Genomic DNA, 16,012 nt, shown 5'->3' with positions numbered 1-16,012 from the left:
AGCCTGGGCGGCAGCACGTGCACCTTCACCAGCGGCTCCGGGCCGGGGCGCCGATTCCCGCGGGGCAGCAGCCTCGGCCTCGGCAGGCGCGGTGGCAGGACGCGCACCTTCACCAGTGGTTCGGGGCGGGGACGCCGGGTTCCGCCCGGCACGACGCGCGGGCTCATCCGCCGCACCTCGCCTGCGCCACGTGCAACTCGGGGGTGAGCACCTGCTTCGTCTTCGGCAGCACGACGCGCCCGTCGAAATCACAGAGGTAGAAGTTGAACCACGAGCCGTAGGACGCCGTCCCGGTCAGCTCGTCGAGCTTGTTCGGCAGCCGCTTCAGCACGCCCTCCACGGTTTTCTCGTTCTTGTTCAGCGTTCCGGTGAGATCTCTCAGCCCGGCGATGTCGTCCTTCAGCGGCGGACGCGCGTCCGTCAGCAGCCCGGAGGTGGCTTCGGTGAGGTCGCCGATGTTCACCAGGGAGTCGCCGAGCGGCTTGCGGTCGGCGGACAGGCCGGAGATCACCCGGCGCAACTGGGTGAGCAGCCCCGAGAAGCGGGCGCCGCGCTGGTCGAGCGTGGCCAGCACGGTGTTGAGGTTTTCGATCACCGAGCCGATCAGCTGGTCGCGGTCGGCCAGGGTCGTGGTGAGGGACGCCGTGTGCGCGAGCAGGCTGTTCACCGTGCCTCCCTCGCCCTGCAGGGTCCGCACGATCTCGGTGGCGAGCTGGTTGACGTCGTTCGGGCTGAGCGCGGCGAACAGCGGCTTGAAGCCGTTCAGCAGGGCGTTGAGGTCCAGCGCGGGCTGCGTGCGGGACAGTGGGACAGTGCCGCCGGGTCGCAGCCGGGTCCCGTCACCCGCGCCCTCGGTGAGGGCGATGTACCGCTGGCCGACGAGGTTCCGGTACCGCACGACCGCATGGGTGCTGGTGAGCAGGGGCCGGTCCACGGCGACGGTGAAGGTGACCTCCGCCAGCGTCCGGTCCTTGATCCGGATGCCCTCGACCTGCCCGACCCGCACTCCGGCCACCCGGATGTCGTCGCCCCTCTCCAACCCCGTGACGTCGCTGAACACCGCGTGGTAGGTGTCCTTCGGGGTGAAGGAGACGTTGACCACGGTGGCGGCGAGCAGGGCCGTCGCCGCGATCGTGACCAGTGCGAAGAGGCTGAACTTCAGCAGCGGCGCGGCGGTCCGCCGGGCCTGTGAGGTCCTCATACCACGCTCACCGCCGTTCCGCGGGCCAGCGGCCCGAACAGCAAGGTCGCGACGGGCGGCACCCGGTCCGCGGACACGCCCATGACGGGGGCCACGAGCGAGTCGACGGCCCGCTGCTCGGCCTGGGTGGCGGACACGGCGGCTCCTTGGGGCAGGGCGCCGTCCGAACCGCCGCCCGACGTCCCGTCGTCGAGCCTGGGTTTCGGACCGGGCACCGGCGGATGGGGCAGGCCCCGGCAGTTCGGGCCCGACCGGTCGGCGTAGCGCGGCTCCTCGCCCGGACGGTACGCGCCCTGCGGGCGGACCGCCTCCAGGGTGATCCGCATCTCCCCGCCCCGGAACGCGTCCTCGGACGCCTGTTCCTGGCGGACCAGCCCGTTCAGCAGGCAGGGGTACTCGGGGGAGTAGCGGGCGAAGAGCTCCAGCGTGGGGCGGGAGACCCGGCCGAGGGTGATCAGCCGGTCGCCGTTGGCGTCCAGGTAGTCCCGCGCGGTGCCCGCGACCGTCGCGGTCGTGCGCAGCGCCGCCGCCAGCCGGTCCTTCTCCGTGACGAGGGTGCGGCTGGTGGTGACGGTGTTGCGCAGTACCGCCATCAGGTCGGGCGCCGCGTCGCCGTACACCTGGGCGACGTCGGCGAACCGTGAGATGTCCTCCTTGAGGGAGGGCAGATGCGGGTTGAGCCGGCGCAGGTAGCCCTCGACCCGGGTGAGGTTGCCGCCGATCCGGTCGCCGCGGCCCTCGAGAGCGGTGGCGAACGCCGAGAGCGTGGCATTGAGTTCGCCCGGCCGGACCGTGCGCAGCAGCGGCAGCAGGTCGTTCATCAGCTGCTGCAGCTCCATTCCGACCGTCGTGCGGTCCTGGGTGATGACGTCCCCGGCGCGCAGCGGCCGGGCCGTGGAGCGGGCGGGCGCCACGAGGTCGACGTACTTCTCCCCGAACAGCGTCTTGGGCAGCAGCCGCGCGTGTACGTCCGAGGGGATGTACGTCACGTACTGCGGCTTGAGCGCGAGGTCGAGGGTCGCCTTGGAGCCGTCGGCGTGCACCGCGCGCACCTCGCCGACCAGCAGCCCGCGCAGTTTCACGTCGGCGCGTGGATCCAGCTGGTTGCCGAGGCTGTCGGCCTGCAGCGTGATCCGCACGACGGGCGTGAACGCCTGCCGGTAGACGGCCACGGCCAGTGACAGCAGCAGTGCGAGCACGGCCAGGAAGACGATGCCGTACAGCCTGAGTCTCAGTGTTCTCACCGGCCTCACCCCGCGATCCTTACGGTCGTGTTGGCGCCCCAGATCGCCAGACTCAGGAAGAAGTCCAGGACGTTGATCGCGACGATCGAGGTGCGCACCGCACGGCCCACGGCCACGCCGACCCCCGCGGGGCCGCCGCTCGCGTGGTAGCCGTAGTAGCAGTGCACCAGGATGATCAGGATCGCGAAGACGATCACCTTGCCGAAGGACCACAGCACGTCGACGGGCGGCAGGTACTGGTGGAAGTAGTGGTCGTACGTGCCCGTCGACTGCCCGTAGTAGCCGGTGGTGATGGTGCGGGCGGCCAGGTACGAGGACAGCAGCCCGATCACGTACAGCGGGACGACGGCGACGAAACCGGCGATCATCCGCGTGGTCACCAGGAACGGCAGCGAGGGCACGCCCATCACCTCCAGCGCGTCGGTCTCCTCGCTGATCCGCATCGCGCCGAGCTGCGCGGTGAACCCGGCGCCGACCGTCGCGGACAGGGCGAGCCCGGCGACCAGCGGGGCGATCTCCCGGGTGTTGAAGTACGCCGACAGGAACGCCACGAAGTTGGAGGTGCCGAGCTGGTTGAGGGCCGCGTAGCCCTGGAGGCCGACCTCGGTGCCGGTGAAGAAGGACAGGAAGGCGATCACGCCGACCGTGCCGCCGACGACGGCGAGCGCGCCCCGGCCGAAGCTGACCTCGGCGAGCAGCCGCAGCACCTCCTTCTTGTAGCGGCGCAGCGTGCGGCCCGTCCACGCCAGCGAGCGGCCGTAGAAGGCGAGTTGGGTGCCCAGCTCCTCCAGGGAGCGCAGGGGGCGTCGTAGTGGTCCCATCGGTCAGCCCCTCTGCGGAACGACCTGGAAGTACACCGCGGTCATCACGAAGTTCGTCACGAACAGCAACATGAAGGTGATCACCACCGACTGGTTGACCGCGTCGCCGACGCCCTTCGGGCCGCCCTGCGCGGTCAGTCCCTTGTACGAGGCGACGATCGCGGCGATCGCCCCGAACACCAGCGCCTTCAGCTCGGCCGCCCACAGGTCGGACAGCTGGGCGAGGGTGGTGAAGGACGCCAGGTACGCGCCGGGAGTGCCGTTCTGCAGGACGACGTTGAAGAAGTAGCCGCCGGCGACGCCCACGACGGACACCAGTCCGTTGAGCAGGACGGCCACCACCATGGACGCCAGCACGCGGGGGACGACCAGCCGGTGGACCGGGTCGATGCCGAGGACCTGCATCGCGTCGATCTCCTCACGGATCTTGCGGGCGCCGAGGTCCGCGCAGATCGCCGTGCCGCCCGCGCCCGCGATCAGCAGCGCGGTGACGATCGGCGACGCCTCCCGCAGCACCGCCAGCACGGAGGCGGCACCGGAGAACGACTGCGCGCCCAACTGCCGCGTCAGGCTGCCGATCTGCAGGGCGACGACCGCGCCGAAGGGGATCGACACCAGAGCCGTCGGCAGGATGGTGACGCTCGCGACGAACCACGCCTGCTGGATGAACTCCCGCGCCTGGAACGGGCGTCGGGGCACGGTACGCACGACGTCCAGCGCCAGGGCGAACAGGTTGCCCGAATGGCGCAGCGCCGCGGTCGGGGACAGGCTCATGCGTCGGAGGCCTCCTTCCGGTGCAGTGCGGCCTCCCGCCTCGCGATGGCCTCCCAGCGCGGCGGGCGGGTGATGCCCGGCCCCGGCAGCAGGCGCGGAGTCGGCTCCCGGAGCGTGTGGTCGTCCAACTGCGCGAGCTCCTGCCGGACCTGGGCGGCGTCCTTCTCCTCCGCCATGCCGATCGGCCCCTGCATCCGGCCGTTCAGGAACTGCCGTACGACGGGCTCGTCGCTGGTCAGCAGCTGCTCGCGGGGGCCGAACATCACCAGCTCACGGCGGAACAGCAGCCCGATGTTGTCGGGCACCTGGCGGGCCGAGGCGATGTCGTGGGTGACGATCAGGAAGGTCGCGTCGATCTGCGCGTTGAGGTCGACGATCAGCTGGTTGAGATAGGCCACGCGCACCGGGTCGAGGCCCGAGTCGGGCTCGTCGAAGAGGATGATCTCCGGGTCCAGCACGAGCGCGCGGGCGAGACCGGCCCGCTTGCGCATCCCGCCGGAGATCTCACCGGGCAGCTTCTCCTCGGCGCCGATCAGCCCGACCATGTCCATCTTCTCCAGCACGATGCGCCGGATCTCGCTTTCGGACCTGCGGGTGTGCTCGCGCAGCGGGAAGGCGATGTTGTCGTAGAGGTTCATCGAGCCGAACAGCGCGCCGTCCTGGAACAGCACGCCGAACAGCTTCCGCACCTCGTACAGCTCGCGTTCGCGCAGCCTGGTGATGTCCCGGCCCGCGACCTTCACCGAACCGTGGTCCGGCCTCAGGAGTCCGACGAGCGTCTTGAGGAACACCGACTTGCCGGTGCCCGAGGGGCCGAGCATGACGGAGACCTCCCCGGCGGGCAGCGTCAGCGAGACGTCCTGCCAGATGACCTGGTGGCCGAAGGACTTGGTGAGCCCTTCCACACAGATCTCGACACCCATCCGGTCTACCCTCCGCCCGCGTGAACAGCTCCGACATCTGCTCTACGGGGAGGGGCGGGGCGTCCGTCGCGCCACGGCGAGATATTTTTTCGGGCCCCTCTACGGGGGCTTCCGGGCGCCTCTACCGGGAGGCGGCTACGGCAGCTTCGGCGAAGGCGTGCCCGGGCCGGGCACGGTCGGCGGAGCGGACGGTACGGCCCGGGTGACCGGGGCCGACGGCACCGCCGCGACCGACGGCCCCGACGGCGCCGGCGGGAGGACGGACCTGACCGGCAGGTCCGGCACCTTCGGCACGCCGGGCACCCGCGGGACCCCGGGCGCCGACAGCTGAGGAAGGGGGGCCGACGAGACGTCCCGCAGGGACGGCACGGACAGCGGCAGAAGCGTTCCGCCGGAGGGGGAGACCGATGTGCGCCGAGAGCGGGCCGCGGCCGTCGCGGAGGAGGACCCGGGTGCCGCTGTGGTGTGCACCCCGCCGGTGGTGTCGGCCCCGGGCGCCTGCGCACTGCTGGACACGGCCGGCCGCGGCGCCGGGGCGTCCGTGCCGTTCCCGCCCCCGCCGAGTGCGTACGGCAGCACCAGTCCCGCCGCCGCCAGGGTCGCCGCCGTGGAGGCGACGGCCGCCGTCTGGGCCTTCCCGGCCCCGCGCGGGCGCCCGTGCCCGATGAGGAACAGCGCGAATCCGAGCGTCCCGGCCAGCGAGGCGCGCAGTGTGCGCCGGGCCCGGGCCAGCAGCGACTCCACGGTCCGGTAGCTCAGCCCCATCCGCACGGCGACCTGACCGACGTCCAGGTCCTCGGACTTCAGCCGCAGCGCCTCGGCCTGGCGGGCGGGCAGCTCACCGCTTCGCACGGCCAGCCACCTGGCCTCGGCCCGGTCGCACACCGCCTCCTCGACGGGCACCGGACCCGGCGCGACGAGCGTGGGGCTGGTGCGTACCTGGGCCTCCCGGTTGACCTGGCGGTACCGGTCGACGCACAGCCGCATGGTGACGGTCGTCAGCCAGGCGCCGAGGCGCTCGTCGTCCAGGTCCGGGCGCTCGGCGGCGCGAAGCATGGCTTCGTGCACGGCGTCCTCGGCGTCCTCCGGGCTCATCGACCGGCGCCGGGCCACCTTGAGCAACTGCTCGCGGTGACTCCACATGCGCTGCCACCGGTCGTGGGCCGCCGTTACGTCCTGATGGAGGTCCGCGGACGTCTCCGCAGGCATGTCCGTCGCCATGAGGGCCCCTTCGCGCTCACCCGCCGGTCCTGTGCAACCGGCGGGGGGCGACATTACCGCCGAGTATCCGCGGTTGTGGAGGGGGAGGAACCCATCGACTTCTCATCCGCGCCGGTCAGCAGCCCGCCGCCGGGAAGCGTGACGCTCGGTGCGGGGACGGGCACACCGGGCTGCCGGGTGTGCGGCGTCTGCAGCGGCTGCAGTGGCGTGCCCGTCGTGCCGGACGGCGTGGGGGAGGGCGCGGGGTGCGGCCCGGACGGCGTCCGGGACGCGGAGGGTTCCGCGCCGTCCGGGCGCCCGGCCGACGGCTTGGGCGAGGGCTTCGGGCGGCCGGCCGGCGCGGGCTCGGGCGGCGCCGAGGCCCCGGCGGCCGCGTCCGGCACCACGCGGTGCCCGTCGAGGAAGTACGCGTACCAGGACCGGACCGTGCGCAGATAGGACCGCGAGTGGTTGTAGCCGAGGATCGCCCGGTCCAGTTCGGCGGGGTCGGAGAGGTCCCGCCCGCCCGCGCACAGGTAGCGCCCCGCGGCCAGCGCCGCGTCGTAGACGTTCTCCGGGTCGGCCCTGCCGTCGCCGTTGCCGTCCACGCCCCAGCGCGCCCAGGTCGACGGGATGAACTGCATCGGACCCACCGCCCGGTCGTACACGGTGTCCCCGTCGTGGACGCCGCCGTCGGTGTCCCGGACGGCCGCGAATGCGCCGCCGTCCAGCCGGGGCCCGAGAATCGGCGGCACGGCCGTCCCGTCCGGGCTCACCCGGCCGCCCCGCGCCTGCCCGGACTCCACCTGGCCGATCGCGGCAAGCAACTGCCAGCGCAGCCGGCATGCCGGCTCGGTACGCGCGAGCTCCGCCTCCGCGCGCCGGTACGCCGCGAACACGCTCGCGGGTACGGCGCCGCCGGTGACCGCCGATCCGGTGTGCTGCGCCGGATTCCGGGCCCGCAGCGGCGGGAGTTCGGTGCGGTACGGGGTGTCGCCCGACACGCTGGGGCCGTGATCGGCGGGTGCCGCCCGCCGCGCGGGCTCCGCGACCCCCGCCGGAACCACCCCCGGTGCCTGGGACGCGGTCAGCGCCGCCATGGCCGCCGCCGCGATCGCCGTTGTACGGGCCGTCCTGAGTACACCCTTCGATGTGCGCCCTGCCACCGTGCCGTCCCCTCTTCGTGCTGATGTCGCGCTTGATGTCCGTCGTCTGCTCTACGCGGGCGGGCGGAGCGTCCGTCGCACGGGAGGCGGTGACTTCGGAGACGGCGACTTCGGCGGGCGCGAGGCGGCGGCTTCCGAAGCGGTGACTTGGGGGGTGCGAGGCGGCGGGCGGGAGGCGGCGGCTTCGGGGGGTGCGAGGCGGTGACTTGGGGGGTGCGAGGCGGCGGGCGGGAGGCGGCGGCTTCGGGGGGTGCGAGGCGGTGACTTGGGGGGTGCGAGGCGGCGGGCGCGAGGCGGCGGCTTCGGAGGGCGCGAGGCAGTGACTTGGGGGGCGCGAGGCGGTGACTTCGGGGGGCGGGAAGCGGTGACTTCGGGGGACGAGGTCCTCATCTGCGTCGGTTAAGGTCTCACCAAGCGGCCGGAGCGGTCCGGCCCCGGTCGCGGACCCGGCGGCACAGCGCGGGCCGGAGCAGATGCCTGGGGGCACAGTGCGACTGAGAGTGGAGTTCACGACCGAGCCCTTCGACCTCGACGAGGCGCCGGCGCACGCGCTGGTGGCGCGCCAGGTCGTCGAGGCCGCCGAGCTCGACGCGGTGGACGTCGGCCCGTTCGGCAACACGGCGGAGGGCGGCGCCGACGCCGTGCTCACCGCCGTGGACGCCCTGCTGCGCAAGACCCTGGAGGCCGGCGCCACGCGGATCTCCCTGCAGCTCAACGTCGTCGGGGAGGACAAGTGACCGGCGCCGCCGACGAGCCGTTCATCACGGCGGTGAAACCGCTGGTCGACGCGATTGGCGGCGAGATGCTCCCGCCGGACGAGGCCGGTCCCGACGATGTCGTGCTGTCCTGGGAGGGCGCCGACGCCGTCGCCGTGCGGCTGCCGCAGCTGGCCGACTCCCTCGACCACATCCTGGCCGCCATGGAGCGCAAGCAGGGCAGGCCCCTGGCCGACCTGGACCGCAAGTCCAAGCAGGAGGTCGTACGGATACTGGAGGCGCGCGGCGCCTTCTCGGTACGGCACGGCGTGGAGACCGTCGCGAGCGCGCTGGGCGTGAGCCGCTTCACCGTCTACAACTACCTCAACCGCGAAAAGGCCTGAGCGGCGACTTCGGCCACCGCCGGGTCCCCGACGGGCGGAGGCCGGGCCCCGGCGAGCGGCCGTCGTGGCCACCGCCGGCCTGCTGACGAGCGGCGCCGTCCGGCCCGCACCGTCCCGCTGCTCTCGCCGCCCCGCCGGAGCCGCTTGTTACACCGAATTTTCAACAAAGTGTTGACGTGGTGTTTTCGAGGGCGTTAGCTACAGGCAGCCCGTTCAGCACCAGGCCGCGGAGGCACCCGTGAAGCCCACTTCCACGCCACCGGGTCTCGCCCGTCTCAACGCCCTGGAGGAGCGCGCGGCCCTCGCCGCGCTCCACGAGGCGTGCGCCTCCACGGCGTGGGGCAGGCGGCTGCTGGCCACCCGTCCGTACGCCACCCCCGAGGACCTCTACGCCGCCAGCGACGCCGCCGTGGCGGAGCTGACCGCCGAAGACCTGCGGGAGGCGATGGCCGGCCACCCGCCGATCGGCCGCCCCCGGCCGGGCGACCCGGCCTCGGCGCGCGAGCAGCGCGGCATGGCCGGGGCCTCCGAGGAACTGAAGGCGGAGATGCTCGACCTCAACCTGGCCTACCAGGACAGGTTCGGCCATGTCTTCCTCATCTGCGCCACCGGAAGGACGGGCGAGCAGATGCGCGACGCGCTCAAGGAGCGGATCGGCAACTCGCCGGAGCGGGAACGGGAGATCGTCCGCACCGAGCTGGGCAGGATCAACCGTATCCGGCTGGCCCGACTGCTTGAAGAGGACTGAGTATGAGCACCGCGACCACCGCCTCCGTGTCCACGCACATCCTGGACACCAGCATCGGCCGCCCCGCCGAGGGCGTCGCCGTCCGGCTCTCCGCCCGTGCCGGGCGCGAGGCGCACTGGCAGGCGCTGGGCGGCTCCGTGACCGACGCGGACGGGCGGTGCAAGGACCTCCCGGTCCTGCCGGAGGGCACCACTCACGTACGGCTCGACTTCGCCGTCGAGGCATACCTCGAAAAGTCCGAGAAGTCCGAGAAGTCCGAGAAGTTCGAGAAGAAGCAAGCCGATGCGCAGCAGGACGACCCCGCGAATCGGGACAGCGGTGCCGCGGACGTGTTCTTCCCCGAGGTGGCGATCACCTTCGCCGTCGTACCGGGCGAGCACTACCACGTACCGCTGCTGCTCAACCCGTTCGGCTACTCCGTTTACCGAGGGAGCTAGCTAAATGTCCGACCATTCCCGCCCTGCCCGCCCCGTGATCCTGGGACAGAACCAGTACGGCAAGGCCGAGAACCGAGTCGTCAAGATCACGCGGGACGGCGCCACCCACCACATCAAGGACCTCAACGTCTCCGTGGCGCTGAGCGGCGACATGGACGAGGTCCACTACTCCGGCTCCAACGCCAACGTCCTGCCGACCGACACCACCAAGAACACGGTGTTCGCCTTCGCCAAGGAGTACGGCATCGAGTCGGCCGAGCAGTTCGGCATCCACCTCGCCCGCCACTTCGTCACCTCGCAGGAGCCGATCCACCGGGCCCGGATCCGCATCGAGGAGTACGCCTGGGAGCGGATCGAGACCTCCGAGGCCAACTCCAAGTTCATCGGCGCCGACGAGGTCAAGCACTCCTTCGTCCGCAAGGGCCAGGAGATACGGCTCACCCAGATCACCTACGACGGTGAGAAGTGGGAGGTCATCTCCGGTCTGAAGGACCTGGTCGTGATGAACTCGACCAACTCCGAGTTCTGGGGCTACGTCAAGGACCAGTACACGACCCTCCAGGAGGCCCGTGACCGCATCCTGGCCACCGAGGTCTCCGGCCGCTGGCGGTTCAACTGGAGCGACGACGAGCAGAAGATGCCCAACTGGGAGAAGTCCTACGAGCAGACCAAGAAGCACATGCTCCAGGCCTTCGCCGAGACGTACTCCCTCTCGCTGCAGCAGACGCTTTACCAGATGGGCGCGCGGATCATCAACCACCGCAGCGAGATCGACGAGGTCCGCCTCTCGCTGCCGAACAAGCACCACTTCCTGGTGGACCTGGAGCCCTTCGGGCTGAAGAACGACAATGAGGTGTACTTCGCCGCCGACCGCCCGTACGGCCTGATCGAGGCCACCGTCCTGCGGGACGGCTGCGAGGCGAGGATCCCCGTGGACCTCACCAACCTGTAAAGCGTGGCCGGTGCCCCCGGCCCCATCGGGGGCACCCCCTTTCGGCACCCGCGGCCCCGGATCCGTCTCCCCGGCCGCGGCACTCAAAACTCCCAGGGTCCTGCCGTGCCCTCTCCACAGAGCGAAAAGGACCAACCATGGCAGCAGCCCAGCGCATCGTCATCGAGAACTGTTCGATCGCGACCGTCGACGCGAACGACACCGAGTACGCGAGCGGGCACGTCGTCGTCGCCGGCAACCGCATCGAGGCGCTCGGCTCGGGCAGGGCACCAGAGGGCCTGGAGAACGTCGTACGCCGCATCGACGCCTCCGGCCACCTCGTGACCCCCGGCCTGGTCAACACCCACCACCACTTCTACCAGTGGATCACCCGGGGCCTGGCCACCGACCACAACCTGTTCAACTGGCTCGTCGCGCTGTACCCGACGTGGGCGCGCATCGACGAACCGATGGTCTCCGCGGCGGCCCGGGGCTCGCTGGCGATGATGGCCCGCGGGGGCGTCACCACCGCCATGGACCACCACTACGTCCACCCCCGGGGCTCCGGCGACCTGTCCGGCGCCATCATCGGCGCCGCCCGCGAGACGGGCGTCCGCTTCACCCTGGCCCGCGGCTCCATGGACCGCGGCGAGTCGGACGGCGGCCTGCCGCCGGACTTCGCCGTGGAGAGTCTGGAGGGCGCACTGGCCGCCACCGAGGCGACCGTCGACGAGCACCACGACGCCTCCTTCGACGCCATGACCCAGGTGGCCGTCGCCCCCTGCTCCCCGTTCTCCGTGACCACCGAACTGCTCAAACAGGGCGCCGAGCTGGCCCGTCGCAAGGGCGTGCGGCTGCACACCCACGGCTCGGAGACCGTGGAGGAGGAGAAGTTCTGCCACGAGCTGTTCGGCATGGGCCCGACCGACTACTTCGAGTCGACGGGATGGCTCGGCGAGGACGTGTGGATGGCGCACTGCGTCCACATGAACGACTCCGACATCGCCGCCTTCGCCCGCACCGGGACGGGCGTCGCCCACTGCCCCTCCTCCAACGCCCGGCTCGCGGCCGGCATCGCCCGGGTCCCCGACATGCTCGCCGCCGGTGTCCCGGTGGGCCTCGGCGTCGACGGCACGGCCTCCAACGAGTCCGGCGAACTGCACACCGAACTGCGCAACGCACTGCTGATCAACCGCCTCGGCGCGCACCGCGAAGCCGCCCTCAACGCCCGCCAGGCCCTGCGCCTGGGCACCTACGGCGGCGCCCGGGTGCTCGGCCGGGCCGCGCAGATCGGCTCGCTGGAGCCGGGCAAGCTGGCCGACCTGGTGCTGTGGAACCTCGGCACGCTGGCCCACTCCTCGATCGCCGATCCGGTGACCGCGCTGGTCTTCGGTGCGGCGGCGCCGGTCACGGCCTCCTTCGTCAACGGCCGCCAGATCGTCGAGCACGGGCGGATGCTCACCGTGGACGAGGACGAGATCGCCCGTTCGACCCGCAAGGAAGCACAGCGCCTGGCGCGGATCGCCGCCCAGAGCTGACCAGTTGAAGGACTCCGGCCGGGAGGGACGGCTCCCGGTCGGCAGCCGTGGATCCGAGCGGGGTCCATGGCGGCCGTCTCCGGGGCGTGCGTCGCCGCGCACGCCCCGGACGGTCACCGTCCCCGGCCCCTCTCCCGAGCTCTCGGCCTCGCTCGAGCGGGGAGGCGCCGCCCTGCCCGCGCACCACCTCCATGAAACCCACGTCAGAGCCGACGTGTCACCCGACCGGAGGAGCCGCCGTGACCGCTCACCCAGTTGACGAGACCCGCCCCGTCGACGAGACCCACCCCGTCGACGAGAGACTTCCCGCCCTGAAGACGGCGACCAGCGGCCTGCAGCACGTGGCCGCCATGTACGCCGGTGTCGTCGCCCCACCCCTGATCGTCGGCGCGGCCATCGGCCTGACCGGCACCGAACTGACCTTCCTCACCGGCGCCTGCCTGTTCACCGCGGGCCTCGCCACCTTCCTCCAGACCCTCGGCATCTGGAAGATCGGCGCCCGGCTGCCCTTTGTCAACGGCGTCACCTTCGCCGGCGTGGCGCCGATGACCGCGATCGTCGCCTCCACCCACGACAAGTCCGACGCGCTGCCGATCATCTTCGGCGCGGTCATGGTCGCGGGCCTGCTCGGCTTCCTGGCGGCCCCCGTCTTCTGCAAGGCGGTCCGCTTCTTCCCGCCCGTCGTCACCGGCAGCGTGATCACCCTCATCGGTGTCTCCCTGCTGCCCGTGGCTTTCGGCTGGGCCCAGGGCCCCAACCCGGCCGCGCCCGACTACGGTTCGACCACCAACCTCACCCTGGCCGGCATCACCCTCGTCGTCGTGCTGCTGCTGCGGCGCTTCACCCGCGGCTTCGTCAAGCAGGTCGCGGTGCTGCTCGGGCTGATCGCCGGCACACTGATCGCCATCCCGTTCGGGGCCACGGACTTCGGGCCGGTGGCGCACGCCGAGGTGGTCGGCTTCCCGACCCCCTTCCACTTCGGCGCCCCCCGGTTCCAGCTCGCCGCGATCCTGTCCCTGTGCGTGGTGATGGTGGTCTCCATGACCGAATCCACGGCGGACATGCTGGCGCTGGGTGAGATCGTCGAGCGTCCCGCGGACGAGAAGACGATCGCGGCGGGGCTGAGGGCCGACACCCTCGGTTCGGCCCTGAGCCCCTTGTTCAACGGGTTCATGTGCAGCGCCTTCGCGCAGAACATCGGGCTCGTCGCCATGACCCGCGTCCGCAGCCGCTTCGTCGTCGCGACCGGCGGCGGCTTCCTGGCCCTGATGGGCATGTGCCCGATGGCAGCCTCCCTCATCGCCGTGGTCCCCCGTCCGGTGCTCGGCGGCGCGGGAGTCGTGCTCTTCGGGTCGGTGGCCGCGAGCGGCATCCAGACCCTGGTCCGGGCCGGCCTGGACCAGGACAACAACGTCCTCGTCGTGGCCGTCTCGCTCGCCGTGGGCATCGTCCCGATCACCGCGCCGGACTTCTACCACGCCTTCCCCGATACCGCGAGGACCGTCCTCGACTCCGGCATCTCCACGGGGTGCGTCACGGCGGTGCTGCTCAACCTGGTCTTCAACCACCTGGGCAGAAGCCCTGACGCACCGGACGTCGCCCACCCCGTGGAGGCGGGGCAGGAGATCGCGGCCGTGCGCTGACACCCGCCGCGAGGGCAGGGCGACGGCCTCGACGACACCGAACCGGCCGTCGCCCTGACCGGGGTCACGGGACCTCTACAACCCGAACAGGGCCGGAGCCGTGGCCAGTTCCTTGAAGTGGTCCTGCGGGGCCGCGACCAGCTTCCTGGCCTTGAGGTCCAGCAGTCCGCAGACCGCGGTGATCTCGGCCGCGACCGTGCCGTCGGCCTTCCGTACCGTCTGCCGGATCCGGAACGTCTTGCCCTCGCCCCACTCGAAGGCGCACGTCACGTCGACCTCGTCACCGGCGAGCAGCTCACGCCGGTAGCCGATGGTCGTCTCCAGGGCCACCGGACCCACGCCCCCGGATATCAGTTCCGTCTGGCTGATTCCCGCCGCCCGCAGCAACGACCAGCGGGCGTGCTCCGCGTAGTTGAGGTATACGGCCTGGTTGAGGTGTCCCTGTACGTCGGTCTCGTACCCGCGGACGGTCACCCGGACGGAAAACGGCTCGCTCACGGCATCCCCTTCTCGCACTCATGGCCCTGGCCCATCGACCGCCGTCGATCTTGGCATGTTCGTCACACCCGGCGCGGAGAGGCCAGGAGATAGCGCACCCTGGTTCGCGGCTCCGTGTACTCGCCCGCCTGCCAGCCCGCCCCCTCCAGCGTGGCCGCGCAGGCCCGCAGCGTCCCGTCGTCCGGCCCGTACACCGCGACCGCCTCAGGCTGCGGGGTCGCACGTACCCGGTAGCCGTCGCCATCCGGCGCCGCCGGGGCGTGTCCGGCCGCCTCCAGGGCGAGTGCAGCGGCCTGCACCAGATGCGTGCGCTCCCAGCCGCAGGGCCGGTCCGTGGCCCCGTCCGGATTGGTCATCCGGCGCAGCTCGACCAGCCCCTGCCAGGCGCTGCGCACCTCACGCATCCGGGAGGGGCCGGGCGGCTCCTCCTCGCCGCCGGCCCGGGCCGCGAACACGCCGGTGCCGGCGGGCGCCTCGGCGGGCTCAGGGGTCTGCGGGGTGCCCTCCCGTATGCGGTGGCCCGCCGGGGTCAGGAAGTGGTCGTGCGGCGGGCGCGGATGGCGGAAGGCGAGCCCGCGCCTGACCAGTGCCGCCAGGTGCGCCTCGGCGCCGCTGAGCCGGCCGGTGACCGGGTCGGCGGCGTCGATGACCCGGCGCTGCGCGGCGGTGGGCGGTCGTGTCACGGCGTACTCCCCCCTGGTGGCAGCCATCTCTTCTCGGGCCTCAGCGGTGCCTCAGTGGTGCTCCGCCCGGCCCATTCGAAGACTACGGCCCAGGTCTGACACCGCGGTCCGCGAAGGCCTCCCGCCGGCTCATCCGGTGCCGGGTCTGATGTTCCACCCCGCGATCACCGGCCGTCCGTGCTCCGTGCCCAGCCGGCACAGGGTGCCCGTGGCCAGCTGGAACAGGGCGCCGCCCGACGGCGGCAGGCCGAGGCGCCGGGCGGTGAGCACCCGCAGGAAGTGGCCGTGCGACACCAGGACGACGGTGCCCTCGGTGTTGGCGAGCGCGGCGTCCACCTTGGCCAGCATGCGGTCGGCGCGTTCCCCGACCTGCTCCGGCGTCTCGCCGGGGTGCTCCGGCGGCCCCGGGGCGACCCCGTCCCTGAACAGGAACCAGTCCGGCAGGGTGCGCTGGATGTCGGCGGTCGTGACGCCCTCGTAGCCGCCGTAGTCCCACTCCTGCAGGTCCGCGTCGATGCGGGCGTCCGGAATGCCGATCAGTTCCGCCGTCTCCCGGGCCCGCTGCCGCGGGCTGACGAACGCGGCGCCGATCCGGTGCGAGCGGATCAGCGGCGTCAGCCGGCGCGCCTCCCCCCGGCCGTGCTCGGTGAGCGGCACGTCCGTCCAGCCGGTGTGCCGGCCGGACCGCGACCACTCGGTCTCCCCGTGCCGGACGAGAAAGAGATCACCCATGTCGTGCCCTTCTTGCCGCACTCCTCAGCACGGTGTCACACACCGGCAGACGCCCGCAGGACGGACTGGGCCAGTCGGCGTTCTCCGGGAGGCACCCCCACCGGGCGGGAAGGTGAAGCGCCGCCGGCCCCGCAAGGTGCACCCGTGGTTCCGGCCGCTCTGACAGGAGGCGGCCGGAATCGTCCGCGGGTGGCGGCGCCCGCGGATGGCGATGCCCGCGGATGGCGGCGGCCGCGGATGGCGATGCCCGCGGATGGCGATGCCCGCGGATGGCGGCGGCCGCGGATGGCGATGCCCGCGGATGGCGGCGGCCGCGGATGGCGATGCCCGCGGATGGCGATGCCCGCGGATGGCGGCGGCCGCGGATGGCGATG

17 protein-coding genes are annotated in these 16,012 nt (G+C 72.0%); 7 read left to right on the top strand and 10 right to left on the bottom strand.

The genetic code is table 11. The annotated features are described in order from the left end of the window. Positions 1–163: 163 nt before the first annotated feature. The 7 genes from AB0A61_RS37165 to AB0A61_RS37135 all read right to left on the bottom strand — a co-directional run bounded on the left by AB0A61_RS37165 (position 164) and on the right by AB0A61_RS37135 (position 7,263). Positions 164–1,201, bottom strand: coding sequence for an MlaD family protein (locus AB0A61_RS37165; protein ID WP_361302802.1), 1,038 nt, complete (start codon positions 1,199–1,201; stop codon positions 164–166). Beyond that, a complete protein-coding gene (locus AB0A61_RS37160) occupies positions 1,198–2,445 on the bottom strand; it encodes an MCE family protein (protein ID WP_361302799.1) in 1,248 nt (415 codons plus the stop codon). The genes AB0A61_RS37165 and AB0A61_RS37160 overlap by 4 nt, the downstream gene beginning before the upstream one ends. Positions 2,446–2,450: 5 nt before the next feature. Further along, entirely contained in the window at positions 2,451–3,266 is an 816-nt protein-coding gene (locus tag AB0A61_RS37155; protein ID WP_361302797.1) for an ABC transporter permease, read from the bottom strand. Between the two features lie 3 nt (positions 3,267–3,269). Then, positions 3,270–4,040: an ABC transporter permease gene (locus AB0A61_RS37150; RefSeq protein WP_361302794.1), complete on the bottom strand. Its 771-nt coding sequence runs from the start codon at positions 4,038–4,040 to the stop codon at positions 3,270–3,272. Further along, entirely contained in the window at positions 4,037–4,963 is a 927-nt protein-coding gene (locus AB0A61_RS37145; RefSeq protein ID WP_361302791.1) for an ABC transporter ATP-binding protein, read from the bottom strand. Before AB0A61_RS37145 ends, AB0A61_RS37150 begins: the two co-directional genes overlap by 4 nt. A gap of 135 nt (positions 4,964–5,098) precedes the next feature. Then, the gene (locus AB0A61_RS37140) at positions 5,099–6,184 is read right to left on the bottom strand and encodes a sigma-70 family RNA polymerase sigma factor (protein ID WP_361302788.1); all 1,086 of its coding nucleotides are present in this window, start codon (positions 6,182–6,184) and stop codon (positions 5,099–5,101) included. A 53-nt stretch (positions 6,185–6,237) separates the two neighbouring features. Further along, positions 6,238–7,263, bottom strand: a complete 1,026-nt coding sequence (locus AB0A61_RS37135; protein WP_361302861.1) for a lytic transglycosylase domain-containing protein — start codon at positions 7,261–7,263, stop codon at positions 6,238–6,240. Positions 7,264–7,817: 554 nt separating this feature from the next. Here AB0A61_RS37135 and AB0A61_RS37130 point away from each other — a divergent pair. From AB0A61_RS37130 to AB0A61_RS37100, 7 genes are all read left to right on the top strand, one after another. Continuing rightward, positions 7,818–8,066 (top strand): hypothetical protein, encoded by a 249-nt coding sequence (locus AB0A61_RS37130; protein WP_361302785.1) that lies wholly within the window; start codon positions 7,818–7,820, stop codon positions 8,064–8,066. Continuing rightward, on the top strand, positions 8,063–8,428 hold the full coding sequence (locus tag AB0A61_RS37125) for a helix-turn-helix domain-containing protein (protein ID WP_361302782.1): 366 nt from the start codon (positions 8,063–8,065) through the stop codon (positions 8,426–8,428). Before AB0A61_RS37130 ends, AB0A61_RS37125 begins: the two co-directional genes overlap by 4 nt. Positions 8,429–8,666: 238 nt before the next feature. Continuing rightward, positions 8,667–9,176: a 2-oxo-4-hydroxy-4-carboxy-5-ureidoimidazoline decarboxylase gene (uraD, locus tag AB0A61_RS37120; RefSeq protein ID WP_361302779.1), complete on the top strand. Its 510-nt coding sequence runs from the start codon at positions 8,667–8,669 to the stop codon at positions 9,174–9,176. 2 nt (positions 9,177–9,178) lie between these two features. Then, entirely contained in the window at positions 9,179–9,613 is a 435-nt protein-coding gene (gene uraH, locus AB0A61_RS37115; protein WP_361302776.1) for a hydroxyisourate hydrolase, read from the top strand. 4 nt (positions 9,614–9,617) lie between these two features. Then, the gene (gene pucL / locus AB0A61_RS37110; protein WP_361302773.1) at positions 9,618–10,565 is read left to right on the top strand and encodes a factor-independent urate hydroxylase; all 948 of its coding nucleotides are present in this window, start codon (positions 9,618–9,620) and stop codon (positions 10,563–10,565) included. Between the two features lie 137 nt (positions 10,566–10,702). Continuing rightward, positions 10,703–12,082 carry an 8-oxoguanine deaminase gene (locus AB0A61_RS37105; RefSeq protein ID WP_361302770.1) on the top strand — a complete coding sequence of 460 codons (1,380 nt, stop codon included), beginning with the start codon at positions 10,703–10,705 and terminating at the stop codon, positions 12,080–12,082. Positions 12,083–12,321: 239 nt separating this feature from the next. Then, entirely contained in the window at positions 12,322–13,725 is a 1,404-nt protein-coding gene (locus AB0A61_RS37100) for a nucleobase:cation symporter-2 family protein (RefSeq protein WP_361302767.1), read from the top strand. A gap of 75 nt (positions 13,726–13,800) precedes the next feature. On the opposite strand, the gene AB0A61_RS37095 is transcribed toward AB0A61_RS37100, so the two are convergent. The 3 genes from AB0A61_RS37095 to AB0A61_RS37085 form a co-directional block, all read right to left on the bottom strand. Continuing rightward, a complete protein-coding gene (locus AB0A61_RS37095; RefSeq protein WP_361302764.1) occupies positions 13,801–14,223 on the bottom strand; it encodes a thioesterase family protein in 423 nt (140 codons plus the stop codon). A 62-nt stretch (positions 14,224–14,285) separates the two neighbouring features. Next, positions 14,286–14,906, bottom strand: a complete 621-nt coding sequence (locus AB0A61_RS37090) for a hypothetical protein (RefSeq protein ID WP_361302761.1) — start codon at positions 14,904–14,906, stop codon at positions 14,286–14,288. A gap of 129 nt (positions 14,907–15,035) precedes the next feature. Then, positions 15,036–15,638 carry a histidine phosphatase family protein gene (locus AB0A61_RS37085; RefSeq protein WP_361302758.1) on the bottom strand — a complete coding sequence of 201 codons (603 nt, stop codon included), beginning with the start codon at positions 15,636–15,638 and terminating at the stop codon, positions 15,036–15,038. Positions 15,639–16,012 lie beyond the last annotated feature (374 nt).

This window comes from Streptomyces sp. NPDC046197 (assembly GCF_040646295.1).
Taxonomy (GTDB): Bacteria; Actinomycetota; Actinomycetes; order Streptomycetales; family Streptomycetaceae; genus Streptomyces.
Note: the sequence above shows the minus strand (reverse complement) of the source record. Positions and strands in the feature narration are given on the sequence as shown.